Consider the following 19771-nt stretch of genomic DNA (forward strand, 5'->3'; position numbering starts at 1 on the left):
GTGAGTGGTAAGGCGGGTTCTAACCCGCCTTACCACTCACGACCAGCTGCGGCAGGGGGTTCAGCGCAGGTGGCCGTCCGCCAGGTGCAGGCGGCGGTCGATGCCGATCTCCGTGAGGAATCGCTCGTCGTGGCTCACCACCACGAACGCGCCGCGGTACGCCGTCAGGGCGCTCTCCAGCTGGGCCGTGCTGACCAGGTCCAGGTTGTTCGTCGGTTCGTCCAGCAACAGCAGCTGCGGCGCCGGTTCCGCGAACAGGACACAGGCGAGCGTGGCGCGCAGCCGTTCCCCGCCGGACAGCACGCCGACCGGCCGGTGCACCCGGGAACCGCGGAACAGGAAGCGGGCCAGCAGGTTCATCCGCTGCGCCGCCGGCAGCGCCGGGGCGGCCGCCGCCAGGTTCTCGGCGACGCTGCGGTCGCCGGCCGGCAGGTCGAGCCGCTGGGACAGGAACGCGATCCGGCCCTCGGCGCGGGTGACGGTGCCGGCGGACGGCTCCGCCAACCCGGCCACGAGCCGCAGCAGCGTCGACTTCCCGGCGCCGTTCGGGCCGGTGAGCGCGATCCGCTCCGGGCCGCGGATCGCCAGGTCGACGCCGTCGCCGAAGAGGTTCCGCACCCGCAAGCCCTCGCCGAGGAACAGCGTGCGGCCCGCCGGGACCTCCGTCTGCGGCAGCTGCAGGCTGATCTTCTGCTCGGTGCGCAGTTCCCGCTCGGCCTGGTCCAGTTTGGCCTTCGCCGCGCCGACGCGGGCCGCGTGCGTGCCGTCCGCCTTGGCCGCCGACTCCTGGGCGTTGCGCTTCATCGTGCCCGCGAAGATCTTGGGCAGCCCGGCGTTGCCGAGGTTGCGCGACGCGGTGCTCGCGCGGCGGGCGGCGCGCTCGCGGGCCTGCTGCATCTCCCGCTTCTCGCGCTTGACCTCCTGTTCGGCGCTGCGGATGTTCTTCTCGGCGACTTCGCGCGCAGCCCGGACGGCTTCTTCGTAGGCGGTGAAGTTCCCGCCGTGGAACCGGATTTCGCCGCGGTCGAGCTCGGCGATCCGGTCCACCCGGTCGAGCAGCGCGCGGTCGTGGCTGACCACCAGCAGGCAGCCGGGCCAGTCGTCGAGCACGGCGTAGAGCTTCCGGCGCGCGTCGAGGTCCAGGTTGTTGGTGGGTTCGTCCAGCAGCAGTACGTCCGGGCGCTTCAGCAGTTGCGCGGCGAGCCCGAGGGACACGATCTGGCCGCCGCTGAGCGTGCCCAGCGTGCGGTCGAGCGCGAGCCCGGCCAGGCCGAGCCGGTCGAGCTGGGCGCGGGTGCGTTCCTCGATGTCCCAGTCGGTGCCGATGGTGGTGAAGTGCGCCTCGGCGACGTCGCCGGATTCGACGGCGGCGAGCGCGCGCAGCACCGGCGCGATCCCGAGGATTTCGGCGACGGACGGCTCCCCGCTCAGCGGCAGGTCCTGCGGGAGGTAGCCGAGCAGGCCGTCGACGCCGACGCTGCCGCCGGACGGCTTCAGCACCCCGGCGACCAGCTTCAGCAGGGTCGTCTTGCCGGAGCCGTTCGGGGCGACGAGACCGGTGCGGCCGGCCGGGACCGTGGCGGACAGGTGGTCGAAGACGGGGGTGTCGTCCGGCCAGGAGAAGGACAGGCCGGACAGCACGATTTCGGACATGGCGAAGACCTCGATGGGGTGAAAGGCGAAAAGGGGACGTCGACAGCGGCCCGCACCGGCTCGGCCGGGGGCCTGCGGACTCCGGAGCTACCCGGAGATGTCGACGTCACCTGCCACGACTGCGCTCCTCCGAAAGGGATCTTCGCTTCGAAGATAGCGCGTTCGAGGCGCGGTGTCACAGCGCGGCCGCGCGCACCTCGTCCAGCACCCGGCGCAGCGGCTGCCCGCTCGCTTCCGCGGCCGCCTTGACTTCCTCGTACTCCGGCTGGGTCGTCACCACTTCACCGTTCAGGTACCCCCGCTTCACGCTGACCGGCGTCCCGCGGTAGTCCACCGTGACGCTGTCCCGCGGCAGCGCCCGCCGTTCGACGGGGGACAGGCGGACCCCCAGCGTCGACGTGTGGGCGAAGATCGCCGCGCAGACGCCGTCGACGCGGTCGTCCGCCGACAGCGCCGTGAGGACCACGCCGGGGCGGCCCTTCGGGGCCGTCACCGGGGTGCACCAGGCGTCGGCCGCGCCCGCGCCGCGCAGGGTGGCCAGGATTTCCGGCCACAGCCGGGGATCGAGGTCGTCCACCGTGGTCTCGACCACCGTCATCGCGGTGGACACCCACGCCGGCGCCGGTGCCGCGGCCGAGCCGACGACCACGCGGACGACGTTCGCATGGCCGGGCGGGTCGGCGGTGCCCGCGCCGACGCCCACCCGCACCGGCACGCACGCCGGCATCGGGCCGTAGCCGGCGGCCAGCGTCACGAGCAGGGCGGCGCCGGTCGGCGTGCACAGCTCGCGGGCGGCCGGGTGCGCGGCCACCGGGGCGCCCGCGGCGGTGAGCAGTTCCAGGACCGCGGGCGGGGGCACGGTCAGCCGGCCGTGCGCGGCGGTCACCGTGCCGCCGCCGACGGCGATCGGCGACACCGTGACCGGCGCGGCCAGCAGGCCCAGCGCGTCCAGCCCGAGTGCGCAGCCCACGATGTCGACGATGGCGTCGAGCGCGCCCACCTCGTGGAAGTGCACCCGCGCCGGCTCGATGCCGTGCACGGCCGCCTCCGCCTCGGCCAGCCGGCCGAACACGTCGGTGGCGAACCGCTCCGCCGTGGCCGGCAACCCGGCGCTCCCGATCAGCTCCAGGATTTCCGGCAGGTGCCGGGCGTGCCGCGTCTCCGGCGCCTCGACGACGACCTGCCGCGCGCGCAGCCCGTGCCGCCGCACCACCTGCCCGGTGAGCCGGACGTCGTCGAGGCGCAGCCGCGCCAGTCCGGCGAGGACGCTGTCGAAGTCCGCGCCCGCGTCGACCAGCGCGGCCAGCAGCATGTCACCGGCGCACCCGTTCCCGGCGTCGATCCACCCGATCGTCACGGCGCCACCGACTGCCGGGCGACCCGCGCGGCGGCGACGCCCGCGCCGAAGCCGTTGTCGATGTTGACCGTCACCACGCCGGGCGCGCAGCTGTTGAGCATGGTCAGGAACGCGGTCAGCCCGTCGAGGTGCCAGCCGTAGCCGACGCTCGTCGGCACCGCGATCAGCGGCGTGCCGCACAGTCCACCGAGGACGGTCGGCAGCGCCGCCTCCATCCCGGCGATCGCCACGACGGCGTCGGCGGCGGCGATCCGGTCGCGTTCGGCCAGCAGCCGGTGCAGCCCGGCCACCCCGACGTCGACGACGAGGTCCGGTTCCGCGCCGAAGACCGCGACCGTCGTGGCGCATTCCCGGGCGACGGGCAGGTCCGAGGTGCCCGCGCACACCACGGCCACCCGGCCGCGCGGCGCGGGCCGCGGCCCGAGCGTCACCGTGCGGCCCGCGTCGTCGATGTCCGCTCCCGGCAGGGTTTCCCGGCACCGCGCCCGCGCCTCTTCGCCGACGCGGGTGGCGAGCACGGCCCGGCCCGGGTGGGCCTGGTGCAGCCGCGCGAGCGCCGCGCCGATCTGCGCCGGTGTCTTCCCCGCGCCGAACACCACCTCCGGATCGCCGGTGCGGGCGGCCCGGTCGAGGTCCAGCCGGGCGAATCCGAGATCCGCCGTGGCGGCGGTCGTCGTTCCCTCTGTCGATACCACGGCCGACACGTTAGTGAGCGCCCGCGGCCGGTGTAAACGTTCCGCGGGGGATGCCGCACGAATACGGCAATGGGTTGACTCGGGAGAACCGGCGCGCTCGACTTACCGCACGCCGAGGAGCCGCCGAGCGGAGGACACGTGCATTTTTCACGGCCGAACCGGAGCAACGTCACGATGCGACCAGCGGGAATGCCGTAATGCGCGCCGGAATCGAAGATCGGCTGCTGGCCGGGGTCCGCTCGCTGGGCAGCGTGGCTGTCGCGTTCTCCGGCGGTGTCGACTCGGCGGTCGTGCTGGCCGCGGCCGTGCGGGCGCTGCCGGCCGGCCGCGTGCTGGCGGCGATCGCCGACTCGCCGAGCCTCGCCCGCGCGGAACTCGGTGCCGCGCGGGGAATCGCGGCCGGCCTCGGGGTCGAGCTGGCCGAGGTGCCCGGCACCGAGCTGGCGGTGCCCGGCTACCGGGACAACGCGGGCGACCGCTGCTACTTCTGCAAGCAGTCGGTGCTGACCGCGATCGGCGGCCTCGCGCACCGGCGCGGGTACGCGCACGTGGCGACCGGAACGCACGCCGACGACCACCGGGCCCTGCACCGCCCCGGCCTGCGTGCCGCCCGTGAGCTGCGGATCGTCGAGCCGCTGGCCGCGGCCGGGCTGGGCAAGAGCGACGTCCGGGCGCTGGCCGCCGCCTGGTCGCTGCCCGTGGCGGACAAGCCGTCGGCCCCCTGCCTGGCCTCGCGCATCTCGGTCGGGGTGCCCGTCTCGATCGGCCGGCTGAACCTGGTGGAACGCGCCGAGATGGCGGTGCGCGCGCGGCTGGCCGAGGCCGGGATCCGCCCGCGGGACGTGCGGGTCCGCCTCCTGGGCACGGGGTTCCGGGTGGAGCTCGACGCCCCGGCGCACGCGGCCGTCGGAGCGGGGCTCGCCGCGGCTCTGGTCACCGAACTGGGCGCGCTCGGGTTGTCCGGTCAAGGCGCGATTGCGCTCTACCGCGCGCCCGCGCTCACTCCGCCTCGGTAGTCGGCCGCTCATTTTCCGTGACTTCTGTGGTCATTTTTGCCGCCGTCTCGCGGAGTGGGAGAAATGTCGGGTACGCGGACCGGTATCGGGTGATCGCTATTCGCGTCCGAATGGCCGCCGTCAAATCGCCATCGTGCTTTCTTCGTTTTGCGTTGGCTATTTTTCGGCTATGTTCCTACAGTCCGTGCGAAGGCGCTGCGAACGGTAGCCGTGCGCGTACGGTGGGGAGGAGCGGAAGTGTACTTCAAGTTGCTCGGCACCCTGCGGGTCCAGCACGACGGGCAGCGGGTGGACCTCGGCGGCCTGCGCCAGCAGCGGCTCCTGGTGATGCTGCTGCTCGACGCCGACAAGGTGGTCAGTGCCGACCGGCTGCTCGAAGCCATGTGGGACGACGAGCCGCCGGTGACGGCCCGCCGCCAGCTGCACAACGCCGTCGCCGCGCTGCGGCGCAGCTTCGGGGCGGCCAAGCACATCGTCGTCAAGGACGGTCCCGGGTACCGCATCACCGTGACCGCGCAGGACGTCGACGCCCACCGGTTCACCACGATGGTCGCCGCGGCCTCGGCGGCGGCCGCGACCGGGCGCCCGGCGGCGGCCGTGGAACTGCTGGAGGCGGCGCTCGGCCTGTGGGACGGGCCGGCGCTGTCGGGGCTCAACAGCCCGGTGTTCGAGATCGTCGCCGCGCGGTTCGAGGAGAACCGGTTGTCCGCGACCGAACGGCTCATCGGGCTGCGGCTGGACGGCGGTGACGCGGCGGCGGTGGTGGGGCAGCTGGGCGAGCTCGTGTCGCGGCACCCGCTGCGCGAGGAGACCCGCAAGCTGCTGATGCTCGCCCTGCACCGGTGCGGCCGCACGGCCGACGCGCTCACCACCTACGAGCAGGGCCGCCGGCTGCTGCGGGACGAACTCGGCGTCGACCCCGGCGCGTGCCTGCGCGAGCTCTACGAGCGGATCCTGCGCGACGACCTGCCCCGCCGCGAACCGGCGGCGCCGGCGGAAACCGCGTCCGGTGGCCGGTCCTTCCTGCCCTACGACACCGCCCACTTCACCGGCCGGGCCGACGAACTGCGGTTCCTGACCGGCTGCCGGCCGGCCGGGACCGCGCTGAGCATCGTCGCCCTCGACGGCATGGCCGGCGTCGGGAAGACGACGGTGGCCGTGCGGCTCGCTCACCAGCTGGCGCAGAACTTCCCCGAGGGCCACCTGTTCGTCGACCTGCACGGGCACACCGCCGGTCAGGAACCCCTGGAACCGGGGGCCGCGCTGGAGCGGCTGCTGCTGGACTTCGGGCTGGCGCCGGCGCAGATCCCCCGCGACACCGGGCAGCGCGCCGCGCGCTGGCGGGCGGAGGTCGCCGAGCGGCGGGTGCTCGTGGTGCTGGACAACGCCCTCGACGCCGGCCAGGTCCGCCCGCTGCTGCCGGGCACCGGCAAGGCCCAGGTGATCATCACCAGCCGGCGGCGGCTGGCCGGCCTGGACGGGGTGACGTCCCGCTCGCTCGACGTCTTCCCGGCACGGGACGCGGCGGCCCTGTTCACCCGCGTCGCGGGCGCCGACCGGACGGCGCACCGCCCGGACGCGGTCGCCGAGGTGGTGGCGCTGTGCGGGTACCTGCCGCTGGCGGTGGGGATCGCCGCCTGGCGGTTCCACAACCGGCCCGCGTGGTCGCTGGAGGACCTGGTGTTCCGGCTGCGCGACCCGGCGGGCCGGCTCGCCGAGCTGCGCCTGGGCGACCGCAGCGTGGCTTCGCAGTTCGAGGTGTCGTACCGGGACCTCTCGGCCGGGCAACGCCGGCTGCTGCGCGTCCTGGGCTGCACCGCGCACCCCGGCGAGGAGTTCGACGCGGGCACCGCGGCCCTGCTGCTGGACCAGCCGGTGCCGGAGGCGGAGCGGCTGCTGGAGGAGCTCTTCGACGCCCACCTGCTGCGCCAGCGGGCCGCCGGACGCTACCACTTCCACGACCTGGTCCAGGAGCACGCGCGCACGAAGGCCGACGACCCGGACCGCGAAGACGGCCTGCTGACGAAGTTCGGCCGCACCACGCTGCCCGCGGTGTCCAAAGTGGAGTGCCGGCTGGGCTGAGCGCGAGCGGCGGGCGGACCGGCTTCCGGGGGCGGAGGCCGGTTTTTTCGTGCCACGGGCCCGCCGATGCAGCGCCGATGCGCCGGGGAGGCCGCGCCGATGGCCGCGGCGGGCAGGCTCGGGGGTGGAGCCGGACCCCGGTCCCAGCGCCGTCCGCGAACCGCACCGGAAAGTGATGCCATGGAGTTCACGCACCGCACCGTCCTGAGTCCCGAGCTGCGGGCCCAGGTCCTCGAGGACCCGGCGATCGGGGGCGGGAACCTGCTGCCCGCCATGCTCGAACTCAACCCGTGCCCGGACGAGCCGTTCATCCACTCCCTGACGCCGATCCCCTACACCGGCGGGGAAACGCGGACCGAGTTCAGCCTCCGCGACCTCGACCACCTCGTGCAGAGCTGGTCGGTCTGGTACCTGGAGCGCGGGGTGCGGCCGCGTGACCGGGTCGCGGTCTTCCCGCCCGACTCCATCCAGTACTTCATCCACCTCTCGGCGCTGGCGCAGATCGGCGCGATCTCGATGCTGATCAACAGCAACGCGAAGCGGGACAGCGCGGTTGCCCTCATCGAGCGCAGCGGGGCCATCGGCCTCTACACCGACGACGAACGGCTCGCCCGGATCGCCGGCGACCTCGACCGGCTGAACCTGAAGTGGGTCGAGACCCGGCAGGACGGGCCGCCGCCGGCCGTCCTGGGTGACGCCGACCGGTTCCGGCACCACCCCGACGACCCCGTCGGCCTGATGCACTCCTCGGGCACGACCGGGCTGCCGAAGCCGGTCATCCACACCCACAAGACCATTTTGGACGGTCCGAAGTGGCGGGCCGTCAACTACCGGGAAGAGCCGCACGCCGTCATCCTCAACGCGCTCCCGCAGTCGCACCAGGGGTGTGTGTCGTTCAACGCCTACACCGTGCTCGGCGGGCAGCCGATGGTCGTCTGGCGGGACGTCTCCGGGGCGGAGCTCGCCCACGCCGTCGAGGCGCACGAGCCGACCATGGTGATGGCGTTCGGGCACGCCTACCCGGAGCTCGCCGCCATCGAGACGCCCGCGGGCGCGCTGGACTCGGTGAACATCTGGGTGTCGATGGCGGACGCGATCCACGAGCGGCACCTGAAGGAGATCCTGGGCCGCCGGTCGCCGGAGCGGCCGCCCGCCGCGTTCCTGGACCGGCTCGGCACCACCGAGCTGGGCTGGGGCGTGCTCATGCAGCCCCGCACCCTCGCCACCGAGCGCAACGACCGCTGCGTCGGCAAGTCGGTGGGCTTCGCCGAAGTCGCCATCGTGCGGGAGAACGGCACACTCGCCGAGCCGTACGAATTCGGCCTGCTCGGCGCCAAGCCGCCGTCCATGACCGTCGGCTACTGGGGCAACCAGGACACCTACTACCGCAGCAAGCTGGCCGGCTACTGGCTCACCGGCGACGTCGCCTACCGCGACGAGGAGGGCAACTTCTACCAGGTCGACCGCGTGGTGGACGTGGTGCACACCGCCGCCGGGCCCGGCTATTCGGTGCAGCTGGAGGAACTCATCCTCAACGAGGTCGCCGGGGTCGAGGACTGCACGGTGGTGGCCGGGCACCACGAGGGCGAGGAGGTCGCCGTCGCCGTCGTGACCGGGGACGGCGTGGACGCGGAGAAGGTGCTGTTCGCGGCCAACGAAGTCCTGCGCGCGCACGGCAAACCCGAGCTGGCCGTGGTCGAGGTGGCCGCCGGCGAAGAGGACTTCCCGCTCGGCGTCACCGGCAAGTCCCTCAAGCGCTACCTGCGGGACAAGTACCGCGACCTCGCCGGGCACGTCCGGGACCGCCGGGGCCCGACCCTCGCGACGATCGACGCCCTCGCATGACCGCCGCGGAAGCGCGGCAGGACCTGCTGCTCGTGTTCGACGAAACCGTGACCCGTGCCGACGTCGACGGCTGGCTGCGCCACCTGAGCTTTTCGGGCGCGCCGACGCGGGTGTACCGGCTGGGTGCCAGCCACGTGCTGCCGGTGTCCGGAGCGGACAGCGCGGACCTGCTCGCCGCGGCACCCCACCTGCCGGCCCCGACCCGGCAGGTGGTGCGCGGCGGCGCGGCGTGGCTGGGCGGCCGTCCGCTGCGGCCCGCCGGGACCCGGGTGACGCTCGGACCGGCCACGATCGGCGACGGCTCGGTGGCGGTGATCGCCGGGCCGTGCGCGGTCGAGACGCCGGAGCAGATGACGGCCACCGCGGAGCTCGTCGCCGAGCACGGGGCCGTCGCGCTGCGGGGCGGGGTGTTCAAGCCGCGCACCTCGCCGCATTCGTTCCAGGGCCTCGGGTTCGGCGGGCTGGACCTGCTCGTCGAGGCCCGGCGGCGGACCGGCCTGCCGTTCGTCACCGAGGTCGTCGACCCCGAGCACGTCAAACGGCTGGCCGAGGTGGTCGACGGCTTCCAGGTCGGCGCGCGGAACATGCAGAACTTCGCGCTGCTGAGCGCGGTCGGCCAGACCGGCCTGCCGGTGGTGCTCAAGCGCGGGTTCGGCTGCACCGTCGAGGAGACCCTCGCCGCCGGCGAGTACCTCCTGCTGGAGGGCAACGACCAGGTGGTGCTGTGCGAGCGCGGCATCCGCACGTTCGAGCCGTCGGCGCGGTTCACCCTCGACCTGACGGCGGTGGCGCAGTGGAAGCAGCACACGCACCTGCCGGTCATCGTGGACCCGAGCCACTCCGGCGGCCGCCCGGAACTGGTCGAGCCGCTCTCGCTCGCGGCGGTCGCGGCGGGCGCGGACGCCCTGCTGATCGACGTCCACGTCCAGCCGGAACAGGCGCTGTGCGACGCGAACCAGGCGTTGCGGCCGGAGCAGTTCGCCGGGCTGATGACCCGCCTCGCCGAGGCGGCGGCCGGGCTGGGCCGAAGCCTGCAGGAACGCTGAGGGCCCACGCGGCCGGGGAATGGGGGTTCGGTGTCCGGTGAGACGTCGGAGATCGCCGTGGTCGGGCTCGGCCCGCGCGGGTTGTCGGTGGCGGAGCGCTTGTGCGCCAACGCCGCCGAGCTCGGGCCGCCCGGTCGCCGGGTCGTCGTCCACCTCGTCGATCCGCACCTGGCCGAGGGCGGCCGGGTGTGGCGGGGCACGCAGGACCGCCTGCTGCTGATGAACACCGTCGCCTGCCAGGTGACCATGTTCGTCGACGAGAGCGTCGGCTGCGCGGGCCCGGTCGTGCCCGGCCCGAGCCTGTACGAGTGGGCGCGGTCGATCGCCCTGCTCGGCACCCCGCACGTGCCGGCCGTCGTCCGGGCCGAAGCCGAGTCCCTCGGCCCCGACGACTACCCGTCCCGGGCGTTCTTCGGCAGCTACCTGCGCTGGACGCGACGGCGGCTCACCCGGATCGCGCCGCCGTCGCTGCGGTTCGCGGAGCACCAGGCCCGGGCCGTCGACGTCCGGGACACCGGGGCCGGCCGGCAGGAGGTGGTGCTGGACGACGGCACCGTGCTCGGCGGTCTCGACGCCGTCGTGCTCGCCCTCGGGCACCTGCCGCACGCGCTCGGCCCGGCCGAAACCGAGCTGAGCCGGTACGCGGACGAGCACGGCCTGCGGTACCTGGCCCCGGGCAACCCGGCCGACGCGCCGCCGAGCGACGCCGCGCCCGGCGAGCCGGTGCTGCTGCGGGGGATGGGCCTGAACTTCTTCGACCACCTGGCCCTGCTGACCCTCGGCCGCGGCGGCGCGTTCACCCGGACGCCCACGGGCGCGCTGACCTACGTCCCGTCCGGCCGGGAACCCCGGCTGGTCGCCGGCTCGCGGCGGGGTGTCCCGTACCAGGCCCGGGCCCGCAACGAGAAGGGCGCCTTCGGCCGCCACGAACCGCGGTACCTCACGCCCGCGGTCATCGAGCGGCTGCGCGAGGGCGGGGACTTCCGCCGGGACGTCTGGCCGCTGATCGACCACGAGGTCCGCACGGTCTTCTACGCGGCCCAGGTGCGGGCGCGGGGGTGCGCCTGTGACGCCGGCGAGTTCACCGAGGCGTTCGCGGCCGCGGGACCCGCCGACGTCACCGGCGATCCGCTGCACGTCCGGGAAACCGAGGCGCAGCGGATCGTCCTGGCCAAGTTCGGCCTCGAAGAGAACTGGGACTGGCGCGCCGTCGCGAACCCGTACTCCGGCGGCGACCTCGTGTCGACACTGGCGTTCCGCCGCCGGTTGCGGTCCCTTGTGGACAGTGAGCTGACGGAGGCGGCGAAGGGCAACGTGACCGGGCCGTTCAAGGCGGCGACGGACGTCCTGCGCGACCTCCGCAACGAGATCCGGCTGGTCGTCGACCACGGCGGGATCTCCGGCCGCTCCTACCGCGACGACCTGCAGCGCTGGTACATGCCGCTCAACGCGTTCCTGTCGATCGGGCCGCCCGCCGAGCGCGTCGAGCAGTTCGGCGCGCTGCTGGACGCCGGGGTGCTCGAGGTGCTCGGCCCGGACCTGCGGGTCGAGGGCACCGGCGGCCGGTTCGTGGCGTGGTCGGCGGCGTGCCCGGACGTCACCGTGCCCGCGGCCACGCTGATCGAGGCCCGCCTGCCGGACACCGACCTGCGGCGCACGACCGACCCGCTGCTGCGGGCCCTGCTCGCCCGCGGGGAAGGCCGCCCGTACCGCATCGGGGAGTACGTCACCGGCGGCCTGGCGGTGACCCGGCGGCCGTACCACGTGCTGGACGCGCGCAACCGGCCCCATCCGCGGCGGTTCGCGTTCGGCGTGCCGACCGAGGCGGTGCACTGGGTGACCGCGGCCGGCATCCGCCCGGGCGTCGATTCGGTGATCCTCGGCGACGCCGACGCCATCGCGCGCTCGTGCCTGCAGGTCGCGGCGGACGTCGACACGGGGAGGGCGGCATGAGCGGGGTGCTGGCGCCGGCGTGGGCCGGGACGGGGGCCGAGGCGCTCGTCGACGACCGCGCGCTGCTGACCGCGATGCTCGCCACCGAGGTCGCTCTCGCCGAGGCGCAGGCCGAACTGGGGGTCATCCCCGCTTCGGCGGCCGCGGCGATCCGTGCGGCCGCCGTGCCGGAGCACCTGGACCCCGCCGCGCTGGCCGCGGGCGTGCGCGAGACGGCGAACCCGGTGGTGGCGTTCGTCGCCGGGCTCACCGCGGCCGTCGACCCCGGCGCCGCCGAGTACGTGCACCGGGGCAGCACCAGCCAGGACATCCTGGACACCGCTTTGATGCTGCTCTGCCGGTCCACTTTGGACCAAATCGTCCGGGACCTGCAGAAGACCGCCGGGAGCCTGGCCGGGCACGTCCGCGCCCACCGGGACACGCCGATGGCCGGGCGCACGCTGACCCAGCACGCCGTGCCGGTCACCTTCGGGCTCAAGGCGGCGACCTGGCTGCACGGTCTGCTCGACGCCGTCGAGCGCGTGCGCCGGGTCTCGCTCCCGGTGTCACTCGGCGGCGCGGCCGGGACCCTGGCCGCGTACCAGGAGTACGGCTCCGCCGAGGCGGCGCTGCGGCTGCCGGACCTGGTCGCGCGGCGGCTGGGCCTGGCGCCGCAGGAACTGCCGTGGCACGGCGTCCGGACGCCGATCGCCGACGTCGCCGCCGCGCTGCTGGTCACCACCGGGGCGCTCGGCAAGATCGCCGCCGACGTCCTCGTGCTCTCCCGCACCGAGATCGGCGAAGTCACCGAGGCTCCGGCGCCGGGCCGGGGCGCCTCTTCGGCGATGCCGCAGAAGCACAACCCGGTGTTCTCGACGCTGGTGGCGACGGCGGCCCGCCAGCTGCCGCCGCTCGCCGTCGTGCTGTTCGGGTCGATGGCCGCCGAGGACGAGCGGTCCGCGGGCGCCTGGCACGCGGAGTGGCAGCCGCTGCGGGACGCCCTGCGCATCGCGGCCGGTGCGGCGGCCAACGCGGCGTGCCTGGCGGCGTCACTGCGGGTCTCCCCGGCGGCGATGGCGGCGAACCTGCGGCTCACCCGCGGCGCGATCGTGTCGGAGCGGGTGAACGCCGTGCTCGCGCCGACGCTGGGCAAGGCGGCCGCCAAACGGCTGCTGGCCGAAGCCACCGCCGGGGCCGGAGGCCGCGAACTGGCCGAGGTGCTCGACGTGGACCTCCCGCCCGGCGTGTTCGATCCGGCCGCCTACACCGGGTTGGCGGGCCCGCTGGCCGACCGGGCGCTGGCCCGCTACGACGTCGTGAAGGAGAGCCGATGACCGCGCCCCTGCCTGCCGAGGAACGGGAAGCGCTGCTGCGCATGCCCGGCTTCGGCTCGCTCTGGTCCGACCACATGGTCACCGCCCGGTGGACCGCCGAGGCGGGCTGGCACGACGTCCGCACCGGCCCGCTCACCGCGTTCACCCTGCACCCGGCCACCATGGCGTTCCACTACGGACAGACGATCTTCGAAGGGCTGAAGGCGTTCTGGCGCCCGGAGGGGCGGCACGTGCTCTTCCGGCCCGGCGACCACGCCCGCCGGTTCGCGCGGTCGGCCCGCCGGATGGCCATGCCCGAGCTGGCGGAGGCGGACTTCCTCGCCGCCGTGACCGCGCTGACCCGCATCGACCGCGAGTGGGTGCCGCAGGCCCGCGGCCACAGCTTCTACCTGCGGCCGTTCATGATCGCCGCCGAGACGCACCTGTCGAACCGGCCCGCCGAGGAGTACCTGTTCGCCGTCATCGGCAGCCCCGCCCGGCCCGCTTCCGCCGAACCGGCCCCGATCCGGCTGTGGGCGTCGCCGGAGTACGTCCGCGCCGCCGACGGCGGCACCGGCACGATCAAGTGCGGCGGCAACTACGGCGGCTCCTACCTCGCCCAGCGGGAGGCCACCGCGCACGGCTGTCACCAGGTCGTCTGGCTGGACGCGCGGGAACGCCGGTACGTCGAGGAAGTCGGCGGGTCCAACCTGTTCTTCGTCGAAGGCGACCGGCTCGTCACCCCGCCGCTGAGCGGCACGCTGCTGGCCGGCATCACGCGCGACTCGATCCTGCGGCTCGCCGGCCGGCTCGGGCTGGCCGTCGCCGAGGAACCCGTGACGCTCGAAGGCTGGGAACGCGGCTGCCGGGACGGCCGGATCACCGAGACGTTCGCCTGCGGCACCGCCCGGGTCGTCACCCCGGTCGGGCACGCCGTCACCCCCGGCGGGGAGTGGGCGATCGGCGACGGCGGCACCGGCCCGGTCACCCGCCGCCTGCTGAGCGCGCTGCTGGACATCCACCACGGCCACGCTCCCGACGACTTCGGCTGGCTGCACACCGTCTGAGAGGAACTCCCCGTGAAGGTCGACTTCTACTTCGATCCCGCCTGTCCGTTCGCCTGGATCACCTCGCGGTGGATCCTCGAGGTCGAGCCGCGGCGGGACATCACCCTGCGGTTCCGCGTGATGAGCCTCGGCGTGCTGAACGAGGACCGCGAACTCGAGCCGTGGTACCGCGAGTTCTGCGACCGCGCCTGGGGCCCGGTCCGGGTCTGCGTCGCCGCGGCGCAGCACCACGGCGAGGAGGTGCTGCGCGACCTCTACACCGCGCTCGGCACCCGGATCCACAAGGGACGGAACAAGGACTTCCCCGAGGTCGTCGCGCAGGCGCTGGCCGAGGTCGGGCTGCCGGCGTCGCTCGCGGACGCGGCCGGCAGCACGGACTACGACGAAGCTCTGCGCAAGAGCCACGCCGAAGCGCTGGCCCCGGTCGGCGCGGACCTCGGCACCCCGGCGATCCACCTCGACGGCGTCGGCTTCTTCGGCCCGGTGCTCAACGCGATCCCCCGGGGCGAGGAGGCGGCACAGCTCTTCGACGGGGCCGCGGCGCTCGCCCGCAACCCGCACTTCTTCGAGCTCAAGCGCTCGCGCACGCCCGGCCTGAACTACGAGTGAGGAAACGATGAAACGCATCGGGTTCGTCGAGTCGAACCGGGCCGGCTCCGGGTTCGACGCCCTGCGCGCGGCCCGCGCGCTGGGCCTGCACGTCACCTTCTTCAGTTCCGGGCTGGCGCGCTACCACGCCACGCCGGGCGGCACCGAGGTGCTGGCGAACTGCGTCGACGAGTTCGTGTCCTGCCCGACCCACGAGCTGGAACCGTTGCTGGCCGCGGTCAAGGCGGCCGACGCGCGGCAGCCGCTGGACGCCCTGCTTTCGGTGGCCGAGTACGAGGTGGTGCAGACCGCGGAGGCGGCCCGGCAGCTCGGCCTGCCCGGCCCGGACCCGGCCGCGGTCCGGCTCGCCCGCAACAAGGCCGCCCAGCGGCTGCGGTGGGCCGAGCGCGGGGTGCCGGGCCCGGCGTTCCGCGTGGTCACCACGATCGCCGACGCGGTGCGGGCGGCGGGCGAAGTCGGCTGGCCGTGCGTGGTCAAGGCGGTCGACGAGACCAGCGGGACGCACGTCGTCCGGTGCACCACACCGGGGGCGGTGGTGGCCGCCTTCGCCGCCATCCGCGCGGAGCCGGCCAACCGGCGCGGGCAGGCCAGGGCGGCCGAGGTGCTCGTCGAGGAGTGCCTGGTCGGGTTCGAGGTCAGCGTGGAGGTGCTGGCCGGCCCCGGCGGCGTCCGCGTGCTCGGCGTGACCGACAAGATCGTCGGCGGCCACAACCGGTTCGTCGAGCTCGGACACAGCTTCCCGACGGCCCTGCCGGACGACGTCCGCCGGGACCTGGAGGCGGCCGCGGTGGCCGCGACCACCGCGGTCGGCTTCGACCTCGGCCTCGCGCACGTCGAGGTCAAGTACACCGCGGACGGCCCGAAGCTGGTCGAGCTCAACCCGCGCCCGGGCGGGGCGCGGATCACCGAGCTGATGGACCGCAGCTTCCGGCGGTCCACGATGGCGCTGCTGATCCGCCAGTCCCTCGGCGAGCCGGTCCCGGACCTGCCCGCGCCGGTCGGCGGCGCGGCGATCCGGTACCTGACCGCGGAGCCCGGGGTCGTGGAGAGCGTGACCGGGCTGGAGATCGCCGCCGCGGTGCCGGGCGTGTGCGAGGCGGTGGTGTCCGTCGAGCCCGGCGGCCGCGTCGAACCGTTGCGGGTCAACGAAGACCGGTTCGGGCACGTCCTGGCGACGGCGTCCGGCCCGTACCTGGCCGGCCGGATCGCCGAGGCGGCGGCGCAGCAGATCGTGGTGACCACCCGCCGGGACTGACGGATGCGCGTCCGATGTCCCGCCGATGGCCGCGTCGGCGAGGCTGGTCGCGGACGGGCGAGGAGGAGGATCGAGATGGCGAACCTGGTCATGGTCATGCCGTACCAGGCGTACCTGGCGAAGGCGCGGGCGGAAGGGTTCCGGGTCACCGCGCTCTGGGACGCCGCCGAGGCCCGCCGGCTCTTCGGCGCCGGCGCCCCGGAGTACCTCCGGCAGGTCGAGGCGCTCGCCGACGGCTTCCGCCTGGTCGACTTCGCCGACCGGGCGGGCTACGCCGACGCGATCCGGGCCGCGGCCCGCGAAACCCGGGCCGACCACGTGTGGCACGTCGGCAGCGAGGAAAGCATGCTGCTCGCCTACGACGTCGCCGACGAGCTCGGGAAAGCCGTCAACTCGCCGCGGTCGATCGCCCTGCTCAACGACAAGCTCGCGATGCGTACCCTCCTGCGGGACAAGGGCATTTCGACGGTCCGGTTCGCCGCCGCGGACCACTGGACCGGGGTTGCCGACCTGCTCAGGGACTTCGAGCTGCCGGTCGTGGTCAAGCCGGCCGCGTTGTCGGCCAGCCGCGGGGTGCTGCTGCTCACCGACCCGGCGCAGCTGCCCGCCTGGGGCCGCGAACTCGGCGGCTACGACGGGCCCGTGCTGGTCGAGGAGTACCTGCGGGGCACCGAGTTCAGCGTCGAGACGATGACCGTGCGCGGCGAACACCACGTCGTCGGCGTCACCCGCAAGCTGCTCGGCCCGCTGCCGCACTTCGTGGAACGCGGTCACCTCTTCGGCGAACCGGAAACGCCCGGGACGCGGCAGGTGGCCGCGCTCGCGGTGGACCTGCTCGACGCCGCCGGGTACCAGTGCGGGCCGGCGCACACCGAGGTCGTCCTGACCGCGGCCGGGCCCCGGATCGTCGAGTCGCAGGCCCGGCTCGGCGGCGACAAGATCCCGGATCTCATCGCGCTCGCCCGCGGCTTCGACGTCAAACGCGCGATGTTCGCCGCCCTCGCCGGGCGCACCTCGTTGCCGGAACCCGGCGGGTCCGTCGCGCACATCGCGTACTTCTCCTTCCCCGCCGGAACACTGGCCCGGGTGTCCGGTTCGGACGCCGTACGCGCGCTGGACTTCGTGCACACCCTGCACTTCCCGTTCGCCCCCGGGGACGTCCTCCCGGAGACGGTGAGCTCCAAAACCCGGCACGGCCACGTGATCCTCGCCGGCTCCGCGGACGCCGCCGAGGCCGAGGCCCGCGCCGACCGCGTCCGCGCCCTGCTCGAGGTGGAGGTCCGATGAGGCACTTCTTCGCACTGCACCGCAACGTCCGGCTGCGGATCGGCCTGGCGTTCGTCCACAAGCTGATCGACGCGATGATCCTCACCTTCATCGCGATCTACCTCGCCGCGCACGTCGGCGTCGCCCTGGCCGGCGCGCTGATCCTGGTGTTCGCCGTGTTCGCGGTGTTCGGCATGCTGACCGGCGGCCACCTGTCCGAACGGTACGGCCGCCGCCCGGTGCTGATCACCGGTGACGTCGTCGGGACGACGTTCCTGGTGGTGATGGCGGTCGCCTACCACGCCGGCTGGGGCGCCCTGGCCGTCTACTTCAGCTACGCGATCGTCAAGTTCGGGACGAACCTCGCCCTGCCCGCGAACGACGCCACGATCATCGACGTGACGCCGCCCGAGGACCGCAAGTTCGTCTACACGGTCAACTACTGGATGATCAACCTCGCGCTCGGCACGGGTGCCCTGTTCGGCGCGTTCCTCTACAGCGCGCACTTCGGCGCGGTCATCATCGGCGGTGCCGTCGCCATGGCCTTCGCCCTCACCGTCACGGTCACGCTCGTGGCGGAGACGAAACCGGAAACGCCCCGGCCGCCCGTCAAGCTGACCGGGCTCGCCCAGTTCGCCGAGGGCTACAAGGTCGTGCTGGCCGACTCGACGTTCCGGCGGCTGATCATCGCCGCCACCCTCATCCTCACCCTGGAAGGGCAGCTGAGCACGGCGATCGGCATCCGGCTCTCGACGCACTTCCCGGTCCAGCCGGTGTTTCCGTTCGGGGCCGTCGACGGCGTGCAGATGCTCGGCATCCTCAAGGCGGTCAACACGGCCCTGGTCGTGGTGTTCGCGCTGGTGGTCAACACCCTGCTGCGCCGGATGCCCGACCGCGCCCGGCTCTACTCCGGCATCGCGCTGTACGCGGGCGGGTTCGCCGTCCTCGCCGTCACGAACGACGCCTGGCTGCTGCTGGCGGCCGTCGTCGTGCTGACCGTCGGCGAGCTGATGAACCTGCCGGTCCAGCAGGCCCTGCTGGCCGAGCTGGCGCCCGAGGAGGGCCGGCCGCGGTACCTGGCCGCCTACTACCTGCACATCCGGTTCGGCCAGGTCGTCAACTCCGTGCTGATCAGCCTCAGCGCGGTGCTGGCCGCGCAGGGCATGGCCGCGATCTACCTGCTCTTCGGCGTCGTGGTGATCCTGCAGTACCGGGTGATCCTGGCCCGCCGTCCGGCGCCGGCCGAGGCGTCCGTCTCCGTCTGAAACCCCCTGGGAGGGAACCATGTCGGCACGTGCCGATCGGGTCACCGAGGCCTACCTCGCCGGCTGCGCGGAGCCGGACGGCCCGCTGCGCCACGCGCGGGCGCAGCTGCAGCTGTCGGAGGCCCAGCGGCAGTCCTGGCCGCGGCTCCTGCCCCGGCCGATCATCGTCGACGAGGCCGAGTACCGGGCGTTCGGCCGGGACCTCGTCACCGTCTTCGACCTGGTCACCAGCCTGCCGCAGCGGGTCTTCGACGGCGACTTCGCCCGCTTCCGGACCGCGCTCGGCATCGACGACCGGCACGCCGGGTTCATGTCCCGCCTGCTCGGCGAGGGCCCGCCGCCGCTGTACGGCCGGGCCGACGTCTACTACGACGGCTCGGCGTTCAAGCTGCTGGAGTACAACATCGGCAGCGCGCTCGGCGGCCTCGACATGGTCGGCGCGCTGCCCAAGGCGTACCTGCGCGTGCCCGCGGTCGCCGAATTCGCCGAGGAGCACGGCCTCGGCCACCTCGACATGGGGTCCGACCTCGTGGCGGCACTGCGCAACGCGGGCAAGACGATCGGCGCGGGCGAGCCGGTGGTCGCCATCCTCGAGAGCCCGGGCGGGCTGGCCACCTACGGCCGCCAGCGCCGTTCGGCCGCGGAAATGCTGCGGGACAACGGGCTCGACTGCCGCGCCGGGGAGATCGGCGACCTGGAGTTCCGCGGCGGCAAGCCGTACCTGGACGGCGTCGGCGTCGACGTGATCCTGCGGTACTACGGGCTCGAGGAGATGCTCGGGCACCCGGACTGCGACGCGCTCCTGGAGCCGGTCTTCCGCGCCCACGAAGACGGCAAGGTCGTGGTCTGGACGCCGAGCAACGTCTACGGCAACAAGGGCACCCTGGCCATGCTCTCGGAACACGTCGAGCGGTTCACCGCGGACGAGCGGGCGGCGATCGGGCGCGTGCTGCCGTGGTCGCGGATGCTCGGGCGCCCCGGCGCCGGGCCGGACGCCGGCCGGATCGAGGAGTGCGTCCAGCGGCAGGAGCGGCTGGTGTTCAAGCCGACCGGGCTCTACGGCGGCCAGGGCGTCGTCATCGGCCGGGAGGTCGACGCGGCGACCTGGCGCGAGACCCTCGACGCGGGGTCGCGAACCGGCTCGCTGGTGCAGGAGATCGTGCGCCCCAACCTGGAGACGGTCATCGACCCGGACACCGGCGCCCGCACCGAGTGGTACGCGCTCTGGGCCGCGTTCATGACGCCGTCCGGCCTCTCCGGCGGCGGCATCCGCGCGATCCCGCCCGGCGGCACGACGGTGATCACCATGAGCAACAACCCGGGCGTCCGCAACACCTGCCTGTTCGTTTGTTAAGCGCCGCACCTGCTGA

Annotated in this window: 15 protein-coding genes; 12 read left to right on the top strand and 3 right to left on the bottom strand. The window is 73.9% G+C overall.

Going from position 1 to position 19771, the window contains the following annotated elements:
- Positions 1-60: 60 nt before the first annotated feature.
- The 3 genes from ABZW17_RS43410 to larB form a co-directional block, all read right to left on the bottom strand.
- A complete protein-coding gene (locus ABZW17_RS43410; protein ID WP_354827783.1) occupies positions 61-1653 on the bottom strand; it encodes an ABC-F family ATP-binding cassette domain-containing protein in 1593 nt (530 codons plus the stop codon).
- A gap of 175 nt (positions 1654-1828) precedes the next feature.
- On the bottom strand, positions 1829-3010 hold the full coding sequence (gene larC, locus ABZW17_RS43415) for a nickel pincer cofactor biosynthesis protein LarC (protein WP_354827786.1): 1182 nt from the start codon (positions 3008-3010) through the stop codon (positions 1829-1831).
- Positions 3007-3705 carry a nickel pincer cofactor biosynthesis protein LarB gene (larB, locus tag ABZW17_RS43420; protein WP_354827789.1) on the bottom strand — a complete coding sequence of 233 codons (699 nt, stop codon included), beginning with the start codon at positions 3703-3705 and terminating at the stop codon, positions 3007-3009. Before larB ends, larC begins: the two co-directional genes overlap by 4 nt.
- 197 nt (positions 3706-3902) lie before the next feature.
- Between larB and ABZW17_RS43425 the strand changes: the two genes are divergently transcribed.
- From ABZW17_RS43425 to ABZW17_RS43480, 12 genes are all read left to right on the top strand, one after another.
- A complete protein-coding gene (locus tag ABZW17_RS43425; RefSeq protein WP_354827791.1) occupies positions 3903-4721 on the top strand; it encodes an ExsB family transcriptional regulator in 819 nt (272 codons plus the stop codon).
- Positions 4722-4958: 237 nt separating this feature from the next.
- Positions 4959-6803, top strand: coding sequence for a BTAD domain-containing putative transcriptional regulator (locus ABZW17_RS43430; RefSeq protein ID WP_354827794.1), 1845 nt, complete (start codon positions 4959-4961; stop codon positions 6801-6803).
- A 180-nt stretch (positions 6804-6983) separates the two neighbouring features.
- Positions 6984-8648: a class I adenylate-forming enzyme family protein gene (locus ABZW17_RS43435; protein ID WP_354827797.1), complete on the top strand. Its 1665-nt coding sequence runs from the start codon at positions 6984-6986 to the stop codon at positions 8646-8648.
- Positions 8645-9694, top strand: coding sequence for a 3-deoxy-7-phosphoheptulonate synthase (gene aroF, locus ABZW17_RS43440; RefSeq protein ID WP_354827800.1), 1050 nt, complete (start codon positions 8645-8647; stop codon positions 9692-9694). Before ABZW17_RS43435 ends, aroF begins: the two co-directional genes overlap by 4 nt.
- A gap of 30 nt (positions 9695-9724) precedes the next feature.
- Positions 9725-11647, top strand: a complete 1923-nt coding sequence (locus tag ABZW17_RS43445) for an FAD/NAD(P)-binding protein (protein WP_354827803.1) — start codon at positions 9725-9727, stop codon at positions 11645-11647.
- Entirely contained in the window at positions 11644-12960 is a 1317-nt protein-coding gene (locus ABZW17_RS43450) for an adenylosuccinate lyase family protein (RefSeq protein ID WP_354827805.1), read from the top strand. Before ABZW17_RS43445 ends, ABZW17_RS43450 begins: the two co-directional genes overlap by 4 nt.
- Positions 12957-14006 carry a branched-chain amino acid aminotransferase gene (locus tag ABZW17_RS43455; protein ID WP_354827808.1) on the top strand — a complete coding sequence of 350 codons (1050 nt, stop codon included), beginning with the start codon at positions 12957-12959 and terminating at the stop codon, positions 14004-14006. Before ABZW17_RS43450 ends, ABZW17_RS43455 begins: the two co-directional genes overlap by 4 nt.
- 12 nt (positions 14007-14018) lie before the next feature.
- Complete coding sequence (locus tag ABZW17_RS43460; RefSeq protein WP_354827811.1) at positions 14019-14615, top strand: disulfide bond formation protein DsbA; 597 nt, start codon at positions 14019-14021, stop codon at positions 14613-14615.
- A 7-nt stretch (positions 14616-14622) separates the two neighbouring features.
- Positions 14623-15870, top strand: a complete 1248-nt coding sequence (locus ABZW17_RS43465; protein ID WP_354827814.1) for an ATP-grasp domain-containing protein — start codon at positions 14623-14625, stop codon at positions 15868-15870.
- A gap of 75 nt (positions 15871-15945) precedes the next feature.
- Positions 15946-17157, top strand: a complete 1212-nt coding sequence (locus ABZW17_RS43470; RefSeq protein WP_354827817.1) for an ATP-grasp domain-containing protein — start codon at positions 15946-15948, stop codon at positions 17155-17157.
- Positions 17154-18401 (top strand): MFS transporter, encoded by a 1248-nt coding sequence (locus ABZW17_RS43475; RefSeq protein ID WP_354827820.1) that lies wholly within the window; start codon positions 17154-17156, stop codon positions 18399-18401. Before ABZW17_RS43470 ends, ABZW17_RS43475 begins: the two co-directional genes overlap by 4 nt.
- Positions 18402-18420: 19 nt before the next feature.
- On the top strand, positions 18421-19755 hold the full coding sequence (locus tag ABZW17_RS43480; RefSeq protein ID WP_354827822.1) for a hypothetical protein: 1335 nt from the start codon (positions 18421-18423) through the stop codon (positions 19753-19755).
- Positions 19756-19771: the final 16 nt, after the last annotated feature.

Source organism: Amycolatopsis sp. NPDC004625 (assembly GCF_040609695.1).
Taxonomy (GTDB): domain Bacteria; phylum Actinomycetota; class Actinomycetes; order Mycobacteriales; family Pseudonocardiaceae; genus Amycolatopsis.